General features: G+C 70.3%; 12 protein-coding genes. 3 read left to right on the plus strand and 9 right to left on the minus strand.

Annotated elements, in window-relative coordinates; all coding sequences use genetic code 11:
* Positions 1-12: 12 nt before the first annotated feature.
* Positions 13-669, plus strand: a complete 657-nt coding sequence (locus tag CU044_RS17100; RefSeq protein WP_129769505.1) for a response regulator — start codon at positions 13-15, stop codon at positions 667-669.
* A gap of 113 nt (positions 670-782) precedes the next feature.
* On the opposite strand, the gene CU044_RS17105 is transcribed toward CU044_RS17100, so the two are convergent.
* The 8 genes from CU044_RS17105 to CU044_RS17140 all read right to left on the minus strand — a co-directional run bounded on the left by CU044_RS17105 (position 783) and on the right by CU044_RS17140 (position 10,317).
* Positions 783-1,499: an ABC transporter ATP-binding protein gene (locus CU044_RS17105; protein WP_129769507.1), complete on the minus strand. Its 717-nt coding sequence runs from the start codon at positions 1,497-1,499 to the stop codon at positions 783-785.
* On the minus strand, positions 1,496-2,380 hold the full coding sequence (locus CU044_RS17110) for an ABC transporter ATP-binding protein (RefSeq protein ID WP_129769734.1): 885 nt from the start codon (positions 2,378-2,380) through the stop codon (positions 1,496-1,498). Before CU044_RS17110 ends, CU044_RS17105 begins: the two co-directional genes overlap by 4 nt.
* Positions 2,381-2,385: 5 nt before the next feature.
* Positions 2,386-4,086, minus strand: a complete 1,701-nt coding sequence (locus tag CU044_RS17115) for a branched-chain amino acid ABC transporter permease (protein WP_129769509.1) — start codon at positions 4,084-4,086, stop codon at positions 2,386-2,388.
* A gap of 5 nt (positions 4,087-4,091) precedes the next feature.
* Positions 4,092-5,024 carry a branched-chain amino acid ABC transporter permease gene (locus tag CU044_RS17120; protein ID WP_129769511.1) on the minus strand — a complete coding sequence of 311 codons (933 nt, stop codon included), beginning with the start codon at positions 5,022-5,024 and terminating at the stop codon, positions 4,092-4,094.
* 99 nt (positions 5,025-5,123) lie between these two features.
* Complete coding sequence (locus CU044_RS17125) at positions 5,124-6,353, minus strand: branched-chain amino acid ABC transporter substrate-binding protein (RefSeq protein ID WP_129769513.1); 1,230 nt, start codon at positions 6,351-6,353, stop codon at positions 5,124-5,126.
* A gap of 388 nt (positions 6,354-6,741) precedes the next feature.
* Positions 6,742-7,224 (minus strand): hypothetical protein, encoded by a 483-nt coding sequence (locus CU044_RS17130; RefSeq protein WP_193563990.1) that lies wholly within the window; start codon positions 7,222-7,224, stop codon positions 6,742-6,744.
* Positions 7,225-7,359: 135 nt separating this feature from the next.
* Positions 7,360-7,857, minus strand: coding sequence for a hotdog fold thioesterase (locus CU044_RS17135; protein ID WP_129769515.1), 498 nt, complete (start codon positions 7,855-7,857; stop codon positions 7,360-7,362).
* Between the two features lie 195 nt (positions 7,858-8,052).
* The gene (locus CU044_RS17140) at positions 8,053-10,317 is read right to left on the minus strand and encodes an FdhF/YdeP family oxidoreductase (protein ID WP_129769517.1); all 2,265 of its coding nucleotides are present in this window, start codon (positions 10,315-10,317) and stop codon (positions 8,053-8,055) included.
* A gap of 290 nt (positions 10,318-10,607) precedes the next feature.
* On the opposite strand from CU044_RS17140, the gene polA reads away from it, so the two are divergent.
* Both polA and CU044_RS17150 read left to right on the plus strand, forming a co-directional pair.
* Positions 10,608-13,316, plus strand: coding sequence for a DNA polymerase I (gene polA, locus CU044_RS17145; RefSeq protein WP_129769519.1), 2,709 nt, complete (start codon positions 10,608-10,610; stop codon positions 13,314-13,316).
* Positions 13,317-13,535: 219 nt separating this feature from the next.
* Entirely contained in the window at positions 13,536-15,251 is a 1,716-nt protein-coding gene (locus CU044_RS17150; RefSeq protein ID WP_129769521.1) for a lytic transglycosylase domain-containing protein, read from the plus strand.
* A gap of 354 nt (positions 15,252-15,605) precedes the next feature.
* Here the strand turns inward: CU044_RS17150 and hrpB are convergent, their stop codons facing one another.
* Entirely contained in the window at positions 15,606-18,260 is a 2,655-nt protein-coding gene (gene hrpB, locus CU044_RS17155; RefSeq protein WP_129769523.1) for an ATP-dependent helicase HrpB, read from the minus strand.
* Between the last annotated feature and the right edge of the window lie 127 nt (positions 18,261-18,387).

Raw genomic sequence — 18,387 nt, forward strand, 5'->3', positions numbered from 1 at the left:
CGAGGAGCCCCCGTGACCGCCCCCGAGTCGCCCCAGCCCGTCGACGATGACGACAAGTCGCACGTTCCGCCGCTGACGACACGTGTCGTCATCGCCGAGGACGAGGCCCTGATCCGTCTTGATCTCAAGGAGATGCTTGAGGAAGAGGGGTATTCGGTCGTCGGCGAGGCCGGTGACGGTGAGCGGGCCGTGGAGCTCGCGCGGGAGCATCGGCCGGATCTGGTGATCCTGGATGTGAAGATGCCCGTCCTGGACGGGATCTCCGCGGCCGAGAAGATCGCGGAGGAGTCCATCGCGCCGGTGCTGATGCTGACCGCGTTCTCGCAGCGTGATCTGGTGGAGCGGGCGCGGGACGCGGGGGCGATGGCGTATCTCGTGAAGCCGTTCAGCAAGAGTGATGTGGTGCCGGCCATCGAGATGGCGGTGTCGCGGTTCACGGAGCTGAGGACGCTGGAGCAGGAGGTCGCGGACCTTACGCTGCGGCTGGAGACGCGGAAGCTGGTGGACCGGGCGAAGTCGGTGCTGCAGACGCAGTACGGGCTGACGGAACCGGCGGCGTTCCGGTGGATTCAGAAGACGTCGATGGACCGTCGGATGTCGATGCAGCAGGTGGCGGAGGCGGTCATCGAGGACGCGGCGGAGAAGAAGGCGGCGAAGGGCGGCCAGTAGGCCGCGTAGCCGGGCCCCTGCGGCTCGTACGGTACGTACATCAGTACGCCAGGAAGCCCGCCCCGATTCGCTCGGGGCGGGCTTCCCGCTCGTGTACGTCCGGTGCCCGGCGGTCAGTCCTCGCCCAGGTATGCCTTGCGTACGGACTCGTCGTGCAGCAGGTCCTGTCCGGTGCCGGAGAGGACGATCTTGCCGATCTCCATGACATGGCCCTGGTCGGCGAGTGAGAGCGCCGCCTGGGCGTTCTGTTCGACGAGCAGGATCGTCGTGCCCTGCTGGCGCAGCTCGACGATGGTCTCCATGATCTTCTGCATCATGATCGGGGAGAGTCCCATGGAGGGCTCGTCGAGCATGAGCAGCTTGGGCTGGGACATCAGGGCGCGTCCCATGGCGAGCATTTGCTGTTCGCCGCCGGAGAGGGTGCCCGCGGCCTGCTTCCGTCGTTCGCCCAGGATGGGGAAGAGGTCGTAGGCGCGCTGGATGTCTTTTTCGATGCCGGCTTTGTCGGTCCTGAGGAACGCTCCGAGCTGGAGGTTCTCCGTGATGGTGAGCCGGGGGAAGATGTGCCGGCCTTCGGGGGAGTGGGCGAGGCCCAGCGCGACGATCTTGTGCGCGGGGATTCCCGAGAGGGGCTTCCCGTCGAAGGTGATGCGCCCGCCGGAGGGCTTGAGGAGCCCGGAGAGGGTGCGCAGGGTGGTGGTCTTGCCCGCACCGTTGGTGCCGATGAGGGTGACGACCTGGCCGGCTTCGACGCTGAAGGAGATGCCCTTGACCGCCTCGATCTTGCCGTAGGCGACTTTGAGGTCCTCGACCTCCAGGAGTGCGGTCACTTCGCGTCCCCTTCCGAACCGGTGGTGCTGGTGTCGCGGTGTGCGTCCGCTTCGGCCGCCTCGACCGCGGCGACTTCCTCGGCGCCGGGGGCGCCTTCGAAGGGGGTGCCGAGGTAGGCGGCGATGACGCGTTCGTCGCCCTGGACGACTTCCGCGGTGCCTTCGACGAGTTTCTCGCCCTGGACGAGGCAGGCGACGCGGTCGCAGAGGTTGAAGATGAAGCGCATGTCGTGCTCGATGACGAGTACGGCGATGCCCTGGTCGCGGATGGCGAAGACGAGTTCTTCGGTGACGCGGGTTTCCTGCGGGTTCATTCCGGCGGTGGGCTCGTCGAGGAGCAGCAGGCCGGGGTCGCTGGCGAGGGCGCGCGCGATTTCGAGCTTGCGCTGTTCGCCGTAGGGGAGGTTGCGGGCGAGGTGGTCGGCCTTGTGCTGGAGGCCGATGAATTCGAGGAGCTCCATGGCGCGCTCGTGGGAGGCGGCTTCGGCTTTCTTGAAGCCGGGGCCGCGCAGGAGTGCGGACCAGAGGCCTTCTTTGGTCCTGGTGTGGCGTCCGACGAGGACGTTTTCCAGGACGGTCATGTTGGAGAAGAGCCTGATGTTCTGGAAGGTGCGCGCGATGCCCGCCTGGGTGACCAGGTGGGGTTTGGGCGGCAGGACGGTGCCCTTGTAGCTGACCTTGCCCTCGGTGGGTACGTAGAGCCCGGTGAGGCAGTTGAAGAAGGTGGTCTTGCCGGCGCCGTTGGGGCCGATGAGACCGACGATCTCGCCGCTGCTGACCTGGAGGTCGACGGAGCGTACGGCGGTGAGTCCGCCGAAGCGCATGGTGACGCCGCTGGCGTCGAGCACGGTGGTCTGGGTGCTCGTGGTCGTGGTGGTCATGTCGTTCACGCCCCCGCCTTGGCGGTGCTGACGCCCGCGCCGGGTTTGTCGTCGGGTACGTCGAGCTGGTCGGTCTCGTGGAATTCGAGCTGTGCGCGCCGGTTGGCGATGAGCCCTTCGGGGCGGAAGCGCATGAGGAGGATGAGCGCGATTCCGAAGCCGAGGAGCTGGTAGTCCTGGAGGAACTGGAGCTTCGCCGGGATGAGGTAGAGCAGCGAGGCGCCGATGAGGGGGCCGCTGATGGTGCCCATGCCGCCGAGGATGACGGCGGCGAGCAGGAAGGCGGAGTTGGGCGGTACGGGTCCGGCGAAGACGTACATCTCGGGGACCACGGTGTGCTGGACGTGCGCCTGTACGGTGCCGGCGAGGCCGGCGAGGGTGGCGCCGAGGGCGAAGGCGATGAGTTTGACGCGGAAGCCGTTGATGCCCATGGCGGTGGCGGCGGTCTCGTCCTCGCGGATGGCGACCCAGGCGCGGCCGATGCGGGAGTTGCCCGCCCGGCTGAAGACGATCACCACGAGGATCATGGCGAGCAGCATCAGCAGGTAGTAGTTGGCGTAGGAGCCGAGTTCGAAGCCGAGAACGGTGTGGGATTCGCCGAAGTTGTACCCGAAGAAGTTGAGGTCGGGGATGTTCGGGACACCGTTGGGGCCGTTGGTGATGCGCGGGCCGGAGACTCCGTCGAGGTTGCCGACGGCGATGCGGAAGATCTCTCCGAAGCCGAGGGTGACGATGGCGAGGTAGTCGCCGCGCAGTCGCAGGGTGGGCGCGCCGATGACGACGCCGAAGATCAGCGAGACGACGGCGCCGGTGAGGACGGCGGCCCAGAAGGGGAAGTGCACGTCGAAGACGGACGCGGTGGTTCCGGAGACGAGGGCGGCGGTGTAGGCGCCGACGCCGAGGAACGCGACGTATCCGAGGTCGAGCAGGCCGGCGAGGCCGACGACGATGTTCAGTCCGAGGGCGACGGTCGCGAAGATGAGGATGTTGACCGCGATCAGGGTGAACTGGTCGGTGTTCTGGGTGAAGGGGAAGGCCGCGGCGGCGACGAACGCGGCCGAGACGGCGATCAGCCGGTACTTGGTGGTGAGCCCGTTGAGGCGGGCGATGAGGCCGGCCTTGAAGAGCGCGGTGGCGGCGAATCCGACGGTGAGGAGGTAGCCGGTGAAGAGTTCGGCGTACTCGGTGTCGATGCCGTAGGTGAAGACGAAGAGCCCGATGGCGAACGCGGCGACGATGATCAGGATCTCTGCCCAGGAGGGGAGTTCCTTGGGCCGCGTGGCTTTGCGGGTGTCGTCGGGCAGCAGGAAGGCCGCGACGACGGGGATGACGGTGACGACCGCCGCGACGAACCCGCCGGGTTCGAGGTTGACGACTCCGCCGAGTTCGACCGCGATGGCGATGACGGTGAACCAGGTGGTGGCCAGGCCGCCGAGGGCGAGCAGTTGGAGTGCCTTGGTGGAGCCGGTGGGGGTGAGCCAGCGCAGGCCCTTGATGCCGAGTGCGGAGAGCGCGAAGAGCGCGGTGAGCAGTCCGGCGGTGAGGGTGAGGACCTGGAGGCCGCCCGGGTAGCCGTAGACGGTGAGGTCGCCGGGGAACTCGGTGGTGTAGGTCCAGGAGAGGAAGGTGCTGGCCACGGTGGCGATGCCGCCGGCGAGGGCGAGCGCGCGCAGCTGCGTGGTGCGGGAGGAGGCTGTGTCGGTCATAGTTCTCACGCCCGATCCGCGACGCGCTCACCGAGCAGGCCCTGTGGCCTGACGAGGAGCACGACGATGAGAAGTACGAACGCCCAGACGTTGGCCCAGGCGCCGCCGCCGAGCTGCTGCATGCCGGGGATTTCCTCGATGTAGGCGATCGACATGGCTTCGGCGAGGCCGAGGACGATGCCGCCGACCATGGCTCCGTAGATGTTGCCGATGCCTCCGAGGACGGCGGCGGTGAACGCCTTGAGTCCGAGGAGGAAGCCCATTTCGAAGTTGATCTGGCCCTTGTCGAGACCGTAGGCGACCGCGGCGACCGCGGCGAAGGCGGCGCCGATGGCGAAGGCCATCACGATGATGCGGTCGGTGTTGATGCCCATGAGCTTGGCGGTGTCCCGGTCCTGGGACGTGGCCTGCATGGCGCGTCCGCTGCGGCTCTTGGAGACGAAGAGGCCGAGGGCGAGCATGCACAGGGGGGCGAGGACGAAGATGAACGCGTCGGCCCGCTGGATGTAGAGGTTGTCTGTCAGCTGGAAGGACTCACCCTTGAACTCGGGGAAGCTGACGGCCTTCTTGGCGTCCGGGTAGAAGGCCCAGATGAGCTGCTGCAGTGTGATGGACAGGCCGATCGCGGTGATCAGCGGCGCGAGCCTGGGCGCTCCGCGCAGAGGGCGGTAGGCGAAGCGTTCTGCGGCGGTGGCCACGGCCACCGCGGCTATGGCGCCGCCTACGATCATGAGCGGGATCGCCACCAGCAGGGAGGTTCCACCGGGGAGCAAGGTGTAGGTGGTGAGGGCACCGAAGCCCCCGATCATGAAGATCTCGCCATGGGCGAAGTTGATGAGCTGGACGATGCCGTAGACCATGGTGTACCCGATGGCGATCAAGCCGTAAAGGGCACCGAGGGCAAGGCCGTTGGCCAGCTGTTGCGGCAGTTCGTTCACCGCAGGGCCTCCGATGAGCGTGTCGGATATGACACCGCGCGAGGGCGCTGTTGCGCCCTCGCGCGGTCCGGTCGTGGTGTGGGGGCTGTGTCCGGGAGGTCAGTCCTCGAACGTGGCGCTCTTGACGTCCTTCCAGGTGCCGCCTTCGACCTTGTACACGGTGAGCTGCTTGTTGGTCGTGTCGCCGTACTCGTCGAAGGAGACCTTGCCGGTCACTCCGTCGAAGGTGACCTTGCTGGTGGCCTCGACGACCTTCTCGCGGGCGTCGTCGGGGAGCTTGCCGTCGTTGGCGGCGACGACGGCCTTGACGGCCTGGATGATCGTCCAGCCGGCGTCGTACGAGTAGCCGCCGTAGGCCGCGTACGGGTCCTTGTAGTTCTCGGCCGCGTAGTCGGCGATGAACTTCTTGGCGGTGTCGAGCTTCTCCACGGGGTAGCCGATGGAGGTGGCGAAGTCACCGTCGTTGGACTCACCGGAGGCCGAGATGAAGTTCGGGTCGTAGATGCCGTCGCCACCCATGGTGGGGACCTTGGCGCCCGTCTTCTTGATCTGGTCGGAGAGCAGTCCGCCCTCGGGGTACTGGCCGCCGAAGTAGACGGAGTCGGCGCCCGAGGCCTTGACCTTGTCGGCGGTGGAGGAGAAGTCGGTCTCCTTGACCGTGACGTGGTCGGTGCCGACGACCTTGCCGCCGAGGCGCTCGAACTCCGCGGAGAAGATCGCGGCGAGGCCGGCGCCGTAGGTCTGCTTGTCGTCGACGACGAAGACCTTCCGCTTCTTGGCGTCGTTGTAGTAGTACTGCGCGGCGAACTTGCCCTGGACGACGTCCGTGGCGGCCGTGCGGAAGTACGACGCGAAGGGACGCTTGAGGTCGCCCTTGGCCCAGTTGTCGCCCTGGCTCAGCGCCGGGTTGGTGTTGGCGGGGGAGACCTGGACGAGCTTGGCGGTGTTGAACACGCCCTGCATCGACTGCGCGACGCCGGAGTTCAGCGGGCCGACGACGCCGAGGACGTCCTTGTTGCCGACGAGCTTGGTGGCGTTCGCCTGGCCGGAGGCCGGGACGGCCTGGTCGTCGAGGGCCTCGATCTTGAACTCGACGCCCGGGACCTCGTTGGTCTTGTTCGCGGTCTTGGCGGCGAGGTCGACGGAGTTCTTGATGCCCTGGCCGAGCGCGGAGAGCGATCCGGTGAGCGGCGCGTCGACACCGATGACGACGGTTATCTTGTCGCTATCCCCGGTGCTCTTGCCTTCGTCGCGAGATCCACAAGCGGTGAGTGTCAGTGCTCCCGTGGTGATCACGGTGGTGAGGATGAGCAAGGAACGGTGTCGCACGATGAATCCTTTCCCTGGCGCGGCCTCCTCTGCTGAGGTGCCGTTCGCGTTCGCCGGGCCGCTCCGGCGGGTAGGTGGAGCGAGCCGGGTGCATGTCCGGCGGCGCGGTGACTGGCCGTGACTCTAAGCGCAGGTGAGGGGGTCGTGGAGTGGTGCGCGAAGGATGTGACTGTCTTGTTATGCCGGGGCCAACGCTTGGCGGCCTCAGTCCGGGCGAATAGGGCGTTTCCCGGCTTTCTCAAAACGACCACATGGTGAGAACGTGCAGTTCCGCTAAGGTACTTGGGCCCATTTTGGTGCTGACTTCCCAATCGGGCACGGGTGGACGGGAAAGCGGGCAGCGGGGGTGCGCGTGCGGGCAGCGGAAGGGCCCTCGTTCACCTCGTTGTTACACAGCGTGATGTCGGACGGGGGTTCCGGGGGCGGTTTCCCGTAGCTGCCTCGCCGTTGTCCAGTCCGGTTCGCGCCAGTTTTCCGAGCTGCCGGTGGCGCCGTTCGCGGCGGCGCACCGTTCCGCGGTCCTGCGGTCGATCAGGGCCTCCGCCGCCGCGCCGCCGTACTTCGTCCGCTCGGCGCGCGCCGCCGCCACGACCTCTTCGTGGATGGCGTACTGCTCGTTGGACAGCCCTTTCTGTTCCCAGTCGAGCCCTGCCCACTCGGAGCCCTTGAGGGCTTCCTTCGCCCAGTACGAGACGAGCGCGGCGCAGAGCTCGGCGGGGGTGGTGCGGTGTGCCGCGGGGGTGGCGTCCGGATCGGGCGCGGCGGATCCGCCACCACCGCAACCGGTCAGCGCGCCGCCGAGCAGGGCGGTGCAGAGCGCGAGTGCGCATCGGGCGGCCGGGCGGAACCCGCGCTGTCCGGCCGTCGTCATGGGCGAAGGGTAGGCGGTGTTCCGGGCACCCACAAGGGCGCGTACGGACATCCCGTACGCGCCCTTGTATGTGTTTATGGCCCTCCGGGAGAGGCGGGTGGGCCGTGTGCCGCGGCCGTTGGTCCGGCGCGGCGACTACTCGGGCGCGGTGTCCGTGCCGGCGTCGGTGCCGGTGCTGATGTCGGCGTCGCGCAGCAGGCAGGTCAGCCGGGCGCTGCAGACCCGCTTGTCCGACTCGTCGGTGATGGCGATCTCGTAGGTCGCGGTGGAGCGGCCGCGGTGGACGGGGGTGGCGACGCCCGTGACCAGTCCGCTCCGTACCCCCCGGTGGTGGGTGCAGTTGAGGTCCACGCCCACGGCGACCTTGCCCGCGCCGCCGTGCAGCATGGCGCCGACGGAGCCGAGGGTCTCGGCGAGCACGGCGGAGGCGCCGCCGTGCAGCAGCCCGTACGGCTGGGTGTTGCCCTCAACCGGCATGGTGCCGACGACGCGTTCCGCGGAGGCCTCGACGATCCGCACCTCCATGCGCGTGCCGAGATGGCCCGCGGAGAAGAGCGCGGGCAGGTCGACGCCGAGCACGGCGTATTCGTCGATGATCTCCTGCGGGAACTTCGTGGAGGGCTGCTCACCCATGGGCCCGGCTCCGATCGGCTGCGGTGGTGGCGTACGGGGGGACGTGGCGTGTGTACGTGCGTGACGTACGCAGGTACGTGCTCTGTGCACCGTCTTGCATATCAGACGGCTGAGCAAACGCTTAGCCCCGCCCGTTCATTCCGCTGCCCGAAGCGCGGGACCACCCGGAGCGCACGGCCGCCCGGAGCGCACGACCTACTCGAAGCGCACGACGACGGACTTGCTCGTCGGGGTGTTGCTCGTGTCGGCCGTGGCGTCGAGCGGCACCAGCACATTGGTCTCCGGGTAGTAGGCGGCCGCGCAGCCCCGGGCGGTCGGGTAGTGCACCACCCGGAAGCCCGGGGCCCGGCGCTCCACACCGTCCTTCCACTCACTGACGATGTCGGTGAACGCGCCGTCGACGAGGCCGAGTTCGCGTGCGTCGTCGGGGTTGACCAGGACGATGCGGCGGCCGCCCTTGATGCCGCGGTAGCGGTCGTCAAGACCGTAGATGGTGGTGTTGTACTGGTCGTGCGAGCGCATCGTCTGCAACAGCAGCCGGCCCTCGGGCAGCCTCGGGTACTCCACGGGCGCGGCGGTGAAGTTGGCCTTGCCGGTGGCGGTGGGGAAGCGGCGCTCGTCGCGCGGCGCGTGCGGCAGTTCGAAGCCGCCGGGACGGGCGACCCGCGCGTTGAAGTCCTCGAAGCCGGGGATGACGCGCGCGATCCGGTCGCGGATGTTCGCGTAGTCCTTCTCGAAGTCCTCCCAGGGCGTGATCGAGGACGGGCCGAGGACGGCGCGCGCCATGTTGGTGATGATGGCGGGCTCGGAGAGCAGATGGGGGCTGGCGGGCGGCAGATTGCCACGCGAGGCGTGCACCATGCCCATGGAGTCCTCGACGGTGACGATCTGCTTGACGCCGGCCTGGATGTCCTTGTCGGTGCGGCCGAGGGTGGGCAGGATCAGCGCGCGTACACCGGTCACCACGTGCGAGCGGTTGAGCTTGGTGGACACGTGCACCGTCAGCCGGGTGTTGCGCATCGCGGCCTCGGTGACCTCGGTGTCGGGCGTCGCTCCGACGAAGTTGCCGCCCATGGCGAAGAACACCTTGGCGTCCCCGCCGCGCATCGCCTCGATCGAGCGCACCACGTCGTAGCCGTGGTGGCGGGGCGAGGTGATGGAGAACTCCCGGTCCAGGGCGTCGAGGAAGGCCGGGCTCGGCCGCTCGAAGATGCCCATCGTGCGGTCGCCCTGCACGTTGGAGTGTCCGCGCACCGGGCAGACGCCGGCACCGGGGCGGCCGATGTTGCCGCGCAGCAGCAGGAAGTTGACGACTTCGCGGATGGTCGGCACGGAGTGCTTGTGCTGGGTCAGACCCATCGCCCAGCAGACGATGGTGCGCTTCGAGGCGAGGGCCATCTCGGCGGCTTTTTCTATCTCGGCACGCTGGAGGCCGGTGGCGACGAGGGTCTCGTCCCAGTCGGCGGCGAGCGCGGCGGCCCTGAACTCCTCGTACCCGTGGGTGTGTTCCTCGATGAACGCGTCGTCGACGGCGCCCGGGGTCTCCAGGACGAGTCTGTTGAGCAGCCGGAACAGCGCCTGGTCGCCGCCGATGCGGATCTGGAGGAAGAGATCGGTGAGGGCGGCGCCCCTGACCATGCCGAGCGGGGTCTGCGGGTTCTTGAACCGCTCAAGACCGGCCTCGGGCAGCGGGTTCACCGAGATGATCTTCGCGCCCGCGGCCTTGGCCTTCTCCAGCGCGGAGAGCATGCGGGGGTGGTTCGTCCCCGGGTTCTGGCCCGCCACGATGATCAGGTCGGCCTTGTGCATGTCCTCAAGAGAGACGCTGCCCTTGCCGATGCCGATGGTCTCGACGAGGGCGGAGCCGGAGGACTCGTGGCACATGTTCGAGCAGTCCGGCAGGTTGTTCGTGCCGAACTCGCGCGCGAAGAGCTGGAGGAGGAACGCGGCCTCGTTGCTGGTGCGCCCCGAGGTGTAGAAGCAGGCCTCGTCGGGTGATCCGAGGGCGTTGAGCTCCTCCGCGATGATCGCGAAGGCGCGCTCCCAGCTGATGGGTTCGTACTGGTCGGCGCCCTCGGGCAGATACATCGGGTGGGTGATCCGGCCCTGCTGGCCGAGCCAGTAGCCGCTTCGCTCGAAGAGGTCGGAGACCGGGTGCTCGGCGAAGAACTCCGGCGTGACCCTGCGTACGGTCGCCTCTTCCGCGACGGCCTTGGCGCCGTTCTCGCAGAACTCCGCGGTGTGCCGGTGGTCGCCCTCGGGCCAGGCGCAGCCGGGACAGTCGAAACCGTTCTTCTGGTTGACCTTCAGCAGCGTCCGCGCGGTCCGGCGTGTGCCCATCTGCTGGTGCGAGATGAGCAGGGAATGCGCGACCGCGGGGATTCCCGCAGCGGCGTGCTTGGGGGCCTTGACCTGCGGCGAATCCTGTACCGGATCACCTGCCGGCGGCTTGCTGGCCATCACGCTCTCCTTGAGCTCAGTGAGGCTGAATCCGATTGTCTACAGTAGACAATCCTCTCACGGGTCTGTGGCCACGATACGTCCGGCCCATGTCGGGCTCGTCACGGGTGGAGGACGGATGGGGAAGGGGCGAGGCGGGTATGCGGCCGGGGCGGGTGCGCGGGCGGGGTCGAGCCTGGTACGTGGCCGGGATGGGGACAGGCGCGCGGCCGGGGCGGGGCGGGTGCGCCGGCCGGGGCGGGGCGTCCGGGCGGCCGGGATTGTCAGTGCGACGTGGCAGGATCGGGTGCGTGGCTGAGACAGCATCGAAGAAGACCGCAGACAACCGTCCACGCCTGCTCCTCATGGACGGGCACTCCCTGGCGTACCGGGCGTTCTTCGCGCTGCCCGCGGAGAATTTCACGACCGCGACCGGCCAGCCGACGAACGCCATCTACGGCTTCGCGTCGATGCTGGCGAACACGCTGCGTGATGAGTCGCCCACGCATTTCGCCGTCGCTTTCGACGTGTCCCGCAAGACCTGGCGCTCCGAGGAGTTCCCGGAGTACAAGGCCAACCGCTCCAAGACGCCCGACGAGTTCAAGGGGCAGGTCGAGCTGATCGGCGAGCTGCTGGACGCGATGCACGCGGACCGGTTCGCGATCGAGGGGTTCGAGGCGGACGACGTCATCGCGACGCTCGCCCGCCAGGCCGAGGCCGCGGGCTTCGAGGTGCTGATCGTCACCGGTGACCGGGACTCGTTCCAGCTGATCAGCGAGCACACGACGGTGCTGTACCCCACCAAGGGCGTCTCCGAGCTGACCCGCTTCACCCCGGAGAAGGTCCAGGAGAAGTACGGACTGACGCCGTCGCAGTACCCCGACTTCGCGGCCCTGCGCGGCGACCCGTCCGACAACCTCCCCGGTATCCCGGGCGTCGGTGAGAAGACCGCCGCGAAGTGGATCAACCAGTTCGGCTCGTTCGGCGAACTGGTCGCGCGCGCCGACGAGGTGAAGGGCAAGGCCGGGCAGAACTTCCGGGACCATCTGGAGTCGGTCAAGCTCAACCGCAGGCTCACGGAGCTGTCGTGCGACGTCGAGCTGCCCAAGACACCGCAGGAGCTGGAGCGCGCCCCGTACGACCGTACGGCCCTGATCGGCGTGCTGGAGGTTCTGGAGATCCGTAACCCCAGCCTGCGCGAGCGGCTGCTCGCGGTGGATCCCGGCGCCGTCGAGGACGAGGCCCCGGCACCCGCCGCCGGGGTGGAGCTGGACGGCTCGGTACTGGCCTCCGGCGAGCTGGCGCCCTGGCTCGCGGAGCACGGCGCGCAGCCGCTCGGGGTCGCCACGGCCGACACCTGGTCGCTGGGCACGGGCAGCGTCAGCGAGGTCGCGCTCGCCGCGGCCGAGGGGGCCGCGGCCTGGTTCGACCCGACGCAGCTGGACGAAGCGGACGAGCGGGCCTTCGCGGCCTGGCTCGCCGACGAGGACCGGCCCAAGGTCATGCACAACGCGAAGGGCGCGATGCGCGTCGCCCCCGAGCACGGCTGGCAGGTCGGCGGCGTCACGATGGACACCGCCCTGGCCGCCTATCTGGTCAAGCCCGGCCGCCGCTCCTTCGCGCTGGACGCCCTCGCCATCGAATACCTGGGCCGGGAGCTGGCCCCCGCCACGGCCGACGGACAGCTGGCCTTCGGGACGGACGAGCAGGCCGAGGCCGAGGCGCTGATGGCCCAGGCCCGCGCCGTCCTCGATCTGGGCGACGCCTTCACCGAGCGGCTGGGCGAGGTCGGTGCCACCGGACTTCTCCTGGACGTGGAGCTGCCCACGTCCGAGCTGCTCGCCCGGCTGGAGCGGCACGGCATCGCCGCCGACCGCGCCCATCTGGAAGCCATGGAGCAGCAGTTCGCGGGCGCCGTGCAGCAGGCCGTGAAGGAGGCGCACGCCGCCGTCGGGCATGAGTTCAACCTCGGCTCGCCCAAGCAGCTCCAGGAAGTCCTCTTCGGTGAGCTGGGTCTGCCCAAGACGAAGAAGACCAAGACCGGTTATACGACGGACGCCGACGCGCTCGCCTGGCTGGCCGCCCAGACCGAGCACGAACTGCCGGTCATCATGCTGCGCCACCGCGAGCAGGCGAAGCTGCGGGTCACGGTCGAGGGGCTGATCAAGTCGATCGCGGCCGACGGCCGGATCCACACGACCTTCAACCAGACGGTGGCGGCGACCGGCCGGCTCTCCTCCACCGACCCCAATCTGCAGAACATCCCGGTCCGCACCGACGAGGGCCGGGCGATCCGCCGCGGCTTCGTCGTCGGCGAGGGCTACGAGTCGCTGATGACGGCCGACTACAGCCAGATCGAGCTGCGCGTGATGGCCCACCTCTCCGAGGACGCCGGGCTGATCGAGGCGTTCACCTCGGGTGAGGACCTGCACACGACGGTCGCCTCCCAGGTGTTCGGGGTGAAGAAGTCCGCGGTCGATCCCGAGATGCGCCGCAAGATCAAGGCGATGTCGTACGGACTGGCCTACGGGCTCTCGGCGTTCGGGCTCTCGCAGCAGCTGAACATCGAGGCGGCCGAGGCGCGCGCCCTGATGGACACGTTCTTCGAGCGCTTCGGGGGCGTACGGGACTATCTGCAGCGCGCCGTCGTGGAGGCCAGGGCCACCGGCTATACGGAGACGATGCTCGGCCGCCGCCGCTACCTCCCGGACCTCAACAGCGACAACAGGCAGCGCAGGGAGATGGCCGAGCGGATGGCGCTCAACGCCCCCATCCAGGGCACCGCGGCGGACATCGTCAAGGTCGCCATGCTCAACGTCGACCGCGCGATGGCAGAGGTGGGTCTGACCTCCCGGATGCTGCTCCAGGTCCATGACGAAATCGTCCTGGAGATCGCGCCCGGCGAGCGCGAGCGGGTGGAGGAACTGCTGCGCCGCGAGATGTCGACGGCGGTCGAACTGCGCGCGCCGCTGGATGTGTCGGTGGGCGTGGGCAGGGACTGGGAGTCGGCGGCGCACTGAGCGGCGCACTCAGGGGGAGTGCCGGGGTCGCGATGCCCGGAGTAAAGATGTCCGAGGTGCCTCTGAGGAGAGGCACTTCGGACAACTGGCCGACTCACAGGTGGCGAACTGGTGAAAAGCGGTCACTGCCCGGTGTGCCGGGGCGAGGAGTTGACATAGGGTCGCCTGAGTCCTCGCGCGGGGAGCGCGAACAGCCGTCCACCGGGAGGGGCCAGACATATGTCCGCGCTATTCGGCAGGCGCTTGCGCAGAGGAGCGACCACCACCGCGGTGGCCGCCGCCGCGATCGCGGCCCTCTCCGCTTCCCAGGCGCCGGGCGCCATCCCCTCCGGCGCGGGCGGCGCCCAGGCGGCCGCCGACGCGAACCCGCCCGCCGAATCGTCGGCCACCGGTAACTCCCCGTACTACACGGAGCTTCCGCCGCTCACCACGCCCGACAAGCCCGGCACGACGGTCGACCTGCCGGTCATCGGCACCGGCCCGGCGGAAGCGGGCATACCGGCCTCGGTGCTGGCCGCGTACAAGCAGGCGGAGCAGGCCCTCGCCGAGACCAAGCCCGGCTGCAACCTGCCGTGGCAGCTGCTCGCCGCCATCGGGAAGGTCGAGTCCGGTCAGGCGCGCGGCGGCCGGGTGGACGCCGACGGCACCACGCTGTCGCCGATCCTCGGCCCGGTCCTCAACGGCATCGGCTTCGCGAACATCTCCGACACCGACGACGGCGCGTACGACGGCGACTCCACGCACGACCGCGCGGTCGGCCCGATGCAGTTCATCCCGTCCACCTGGGCGACCTGGGGCCAGGACGCCAACGGCGACGGCCGCAAGGACCCGAACAACATCTACGACGCGGCGCTCGCGGCGGGGGAGTACCTCTGCCACGCGGACCGCGATCTGTCCCTCGACGCCGATCTCCGTCAGGCGATCCTCAGTTACAACCACTCGCAGGAGTATCTCGGCACCGTCCTGACCTGGTTCGAGTACTACAACAAGGGCACGCACGAGGTCCCGGACGGGACGGGCGTGCTGCCCGCCGGCACCGGCCCCGCCGACCCGGGCCCCTCACCGAGCCCGACTCCGACCCCGCCCCCGTCGTCGAAGCCCGGCCCCAAGCCCCCGAAGCCGTCCGACCCCGGCACCGAGCCGTCCGCTCCCGGGTCCGGCGGCCCGGGGGAGCCGTCCACGCCGGGCGGCGGAGGCTCGACCCCTCCCTCCACGGGCGACCCCAGCACTCCCGCCCCGAAGCCCGTCGTCAAGCGGATCGAGAAGACGGGTACGGGCACGCACACGGCCATGGCGGGCAGCGAGTTCACGGAGCGGGCTTCGGTACGCGCCGTGGACGCGGCGGGCAAGCCCGTCGGGGACGTCACGGTGCGCTTCGAGATCGTCGGCGACACGGACGCCCGCTTCACCTCCGGAAAGTCCGAGCTGACCCGCACCACCGGCGAGGACGGCACGGCGACGGCCCCGGCCGTCCAGGCGGGCGAGCAGACCGGCGAGTTCACGATCCGGGCCAGCGTGGACGTGAAGAACGTCGCGGGCGTCGAGTACACCGCGTCGGTCACGGCCCGTCAGGCGGACGGACTCACCAGGACCGGCGACAAGGAGCTGACGGCCGCGCCCGGCACGGAGTTCGCGGACCAGGTGTCGGTCAAGGCCACCTACCAGGGAGCGGTGGCGCCGGGTGTCGCGGCGACCGCCACCATGATCACGTCCGCGGACGGCTCCGCCCCGCGCACCGACGGGCCCTACTTCAAGGACGCGGACGGCAATCCGCTCCGTGAGCTGAAGGACCTGAAGACCGACGCCGACGGCGCTCTCCAGCTCCCGAAGATCTACGCGGACGACACGGCAGGCACGTTCCTGCTCCGTATCGAGACCGAGGGCGGCGCCACGCTGACCGTCGAGCTGAAGGTCACCGCTCCGCCGGCCGCGTGACTCCGTAGGCCGTGACCCCTAGGGTCTTTCGTTTGGATCAGGCCGGATCAGGGAGCGGGGTCTGGTGGAGGGGGTCCCTCCCGTGCCGTTCAGGCTACGGGGGAGGATCGCAAGGCGGAGGAGGGAGCCATGGCGGAGCCCTGGTGACCGACGACAACGCGGCGAGGCGCGGCCCGCCGCGGCAGCGGCTGATGTCACCGCGGGCACGCGAGCCCGGCATGATCCAAACGAGAGGCCCTAGTAGGTCCTGAGCACGTCCCTCTGATCCAGAGGCCCTGAACGCCGCCGCCCTCCGCGCGATCCGCCGGAGGGCGGCGGCGCGCCCGTGCTCAGCGCCGCTGGTTCAGTCCGTGCTCAGCGCCGCTGGTTCAGACGGCGCGTGGGCACCGCCGTCGAAGGATCCTCCGGCCACGGATGGCGCGGGTAGCGGCCCCGCAGCTCCGCCCGTACCGCGCGATAGCCCTCGCGCCAGAAAGACGCCAGATCCGCCGTCACCGCCGCCGGCCGGCCCGCCGGGGACAGCAGATGCACCAGCACCGGCACCCCCGCGACCTCCGGGGTCTCGCGGAGACCGAACAACTCCTGGAGCTTCACGGCCAGTACGGGCTGCGGCCCGCCGTACTCCACCCGGACCCGCGACCCGCTCGGCACCTCGATGCGCTCCGGTGCCAGCTCGTCCAGCCGCGCCGCCTCACCCGTCGTCCAGGGCAGCAGCCTGCGCAGCGCCTGTCCCGCGTCCAGCCGTCCGAGGTCCGACCGGCGCCGGGCCCTGGAGAGCTCCGGTTCCAGCCATTCGTCCGCGCGTGCCAGCAGAGCGGCGTCCGAGACATCGGGCCAGCCGCCGCCGACCTCCCGGTGCAGGAAGCCGAGCCGGTCGCGCAGCCCCTGCGCGTCGCGTGTCCAGCGCAGCAGCCCGAGCCCCTCGCGGCGCAGCCCGTCCAGCAGTGCCGCACGCACCAGCCGGCCGTCCGGCGCCCGCAGGGCACGTACGGACAGCTCGACCGCGCCGAGCCGCTCCACCTCCCGGGCGACGACATCGCCGTCCTCCCAGCGCACCTCCTCGCCCGCCACCAGCAGCCGGCCGGCCGCGGCCCGCGCGGTGTCCTCGTCGATGACCGCGGCGAGCCGTACCCGCGCGGAGGCGGCCGTGGCGGGACGGTCCGCGACCGCCACCGCCAGCCAGGGCGCGCCGCGCAGCCGGGAGCCCTCGCCCAGCTCACCGCCCGTGCCCGACACCATGAGACAGGCGCCCTCACCGCGGGCCCGCGCCACGCGCTCGGGAAAGGCGAGCGCGGCGATCAGCCCGGCGACGGCGTCATCGGACCCGGAAGCGCACCCGGACCCGGGTCCAGATCCGGAGCCGGACCTGGACTTGGACCCGGACCCGGAGCCGGAAGCCACGGAACCCCGGCTTCCGGTGGACGACGCCAGCTCCGGAGCCCGCTCCAGCCGCCGTACCTCCTGGCGCCAGCGCGCCGCGTAGCCGTCCTCGCCCCGGCGGGCCGTACGCCACGCCGCCGCGAGATCGTCCCCGTACGCGCGTGGCGGCTCCTCGCTCAGCAGGGCCACCACCTCGGCCGCCCGCCGCGTCCCCACCTCGGGCGCGCCGTCCAGCAGCGCGCGGGCCAGCCGGGGGTGCAGCCCGAGCCTGGCCATCCGTACGCCCCGCTCCGTGACCCGCCCGCCCCCGCCCGCGTCCCCGTCTGTGTCCCCATCCCCTTCCGCCGCTTCCACCGTTTCGACGGCGCCGATCGCGGCCAGCACGGACCGCGCCGCCGCCAGCGCCCCGGCAGGCGGTGGATCCAGCAGTGCCAGCCCCGCCGCGGACGGGTCGCCCCAGCACGCGGCCTGGAGCGCGAACGCCGCCAGATCCGCGACCTTGATCTCGGGGGAGGGGAAGCGGGCCAGCCGGCTGTCCTCGGCCTCCGTCCAGCACCGGTAGACCACGCCGGGCGCCTCACGCCCGGCCCGTCCCGCCCGCTGCCGCGCACCCGCCTGCGACACCCGCACGGTCGTGAGCGCGCTCAGCCCGCGCGCGTGGTCGGTACGGGGCTCGCGTGCCAGCCCCGCGTCCACGACGATCCGTACGCCCGGCACCGTCAGGCTCGACTCGGCCAACGCCGTGGCCAGTACGACGCGACGACCGCCCGAAGAGCCCGGAGATCCCGCCGAGCCGGCCAGGACCGCGTCCTGCACGGCCGCCGGCGCCCGGCCGTGCACCTGGAGGACCTCGGCCCCGGCATCCCCCAGCAGCCCCGCCACCCGGCCGATCTCCCCCACGCCGGGCAGGAAGCAGAGCACGTCGCCGTCCCGCTCGGCCAGCGCCCGCCGCACCACCGACGCCACATGCGCGAGCAGCGCCGGATCGACCCGCATCCCGTGCGGCGGCCGTACGGGCCGGACCGGCGGAGCCCAGACCACCTCCACCGGGTACGACACGCCCCGCGCCTCCACCACCGGCGCGTCACCCAGCAGCCGTGCCCACCCGGCCGCGTCGGTCGTCGCCGACGCCGCGACGAGCCGCAGCTCAGGCCGCAGCGCGGCCCGTACGTCCAGCAGGAACGCCGCCACCGTGTCCGCGTCCAGATGCCGTTCGTGGCACTCGTCGAGGATCACCACATCGACCCCGGCCAGTTCCTGATCGCGCTGGAGCCGCTGGAGCAGCACGCCGGTGGTCACCACCTCCACCACCGTCGCGCGCCCCACCGCGCGCTCCCCGCGCACCGTGAAACCGACGCGCTCCCCGACGCGCTCCCCGAGCAGCCAGGCCATCCGGCGGGCCGCCGCACGCGCGGCGATCCGGCGCGGCTCGGCGACGATCACCCGCCGTACCGGTCGCGCCACGGAGCCGTCCCCGACCAGCCCGGCCAGCACCAGCGGCACCAGCGTCGTCTTGCCCGTCCCCGGCGGCGCGCACAGCACCGCGCAGCCGTGTCCGTCGAGGGCCCGCTCCAGGGCGGGGACGGCGGTGTGTACGGGCAGACTGCCGAGGATGTCGTCGCGGATCACCCGCACAGTGTCGTACGGGGCCGTAGGCGCGGACGACCCCGTACGGCCCCCGCGCCGTCCGCGCGTGGATCGGCCCCGTGCGTGGATCAGCTCTGTGCGTAGGTCAGCCTCTGAGCGGATCGGTCTC

This window comes from Streptomyces sp. L-9-10, assembly GCF_004151105.1.
Classification (GTDB): domain Bacteria; phylum Actinomycetota; class Actinomycetes; order Streptomycetales; family Streptomycetaceae; genus Streptomyces.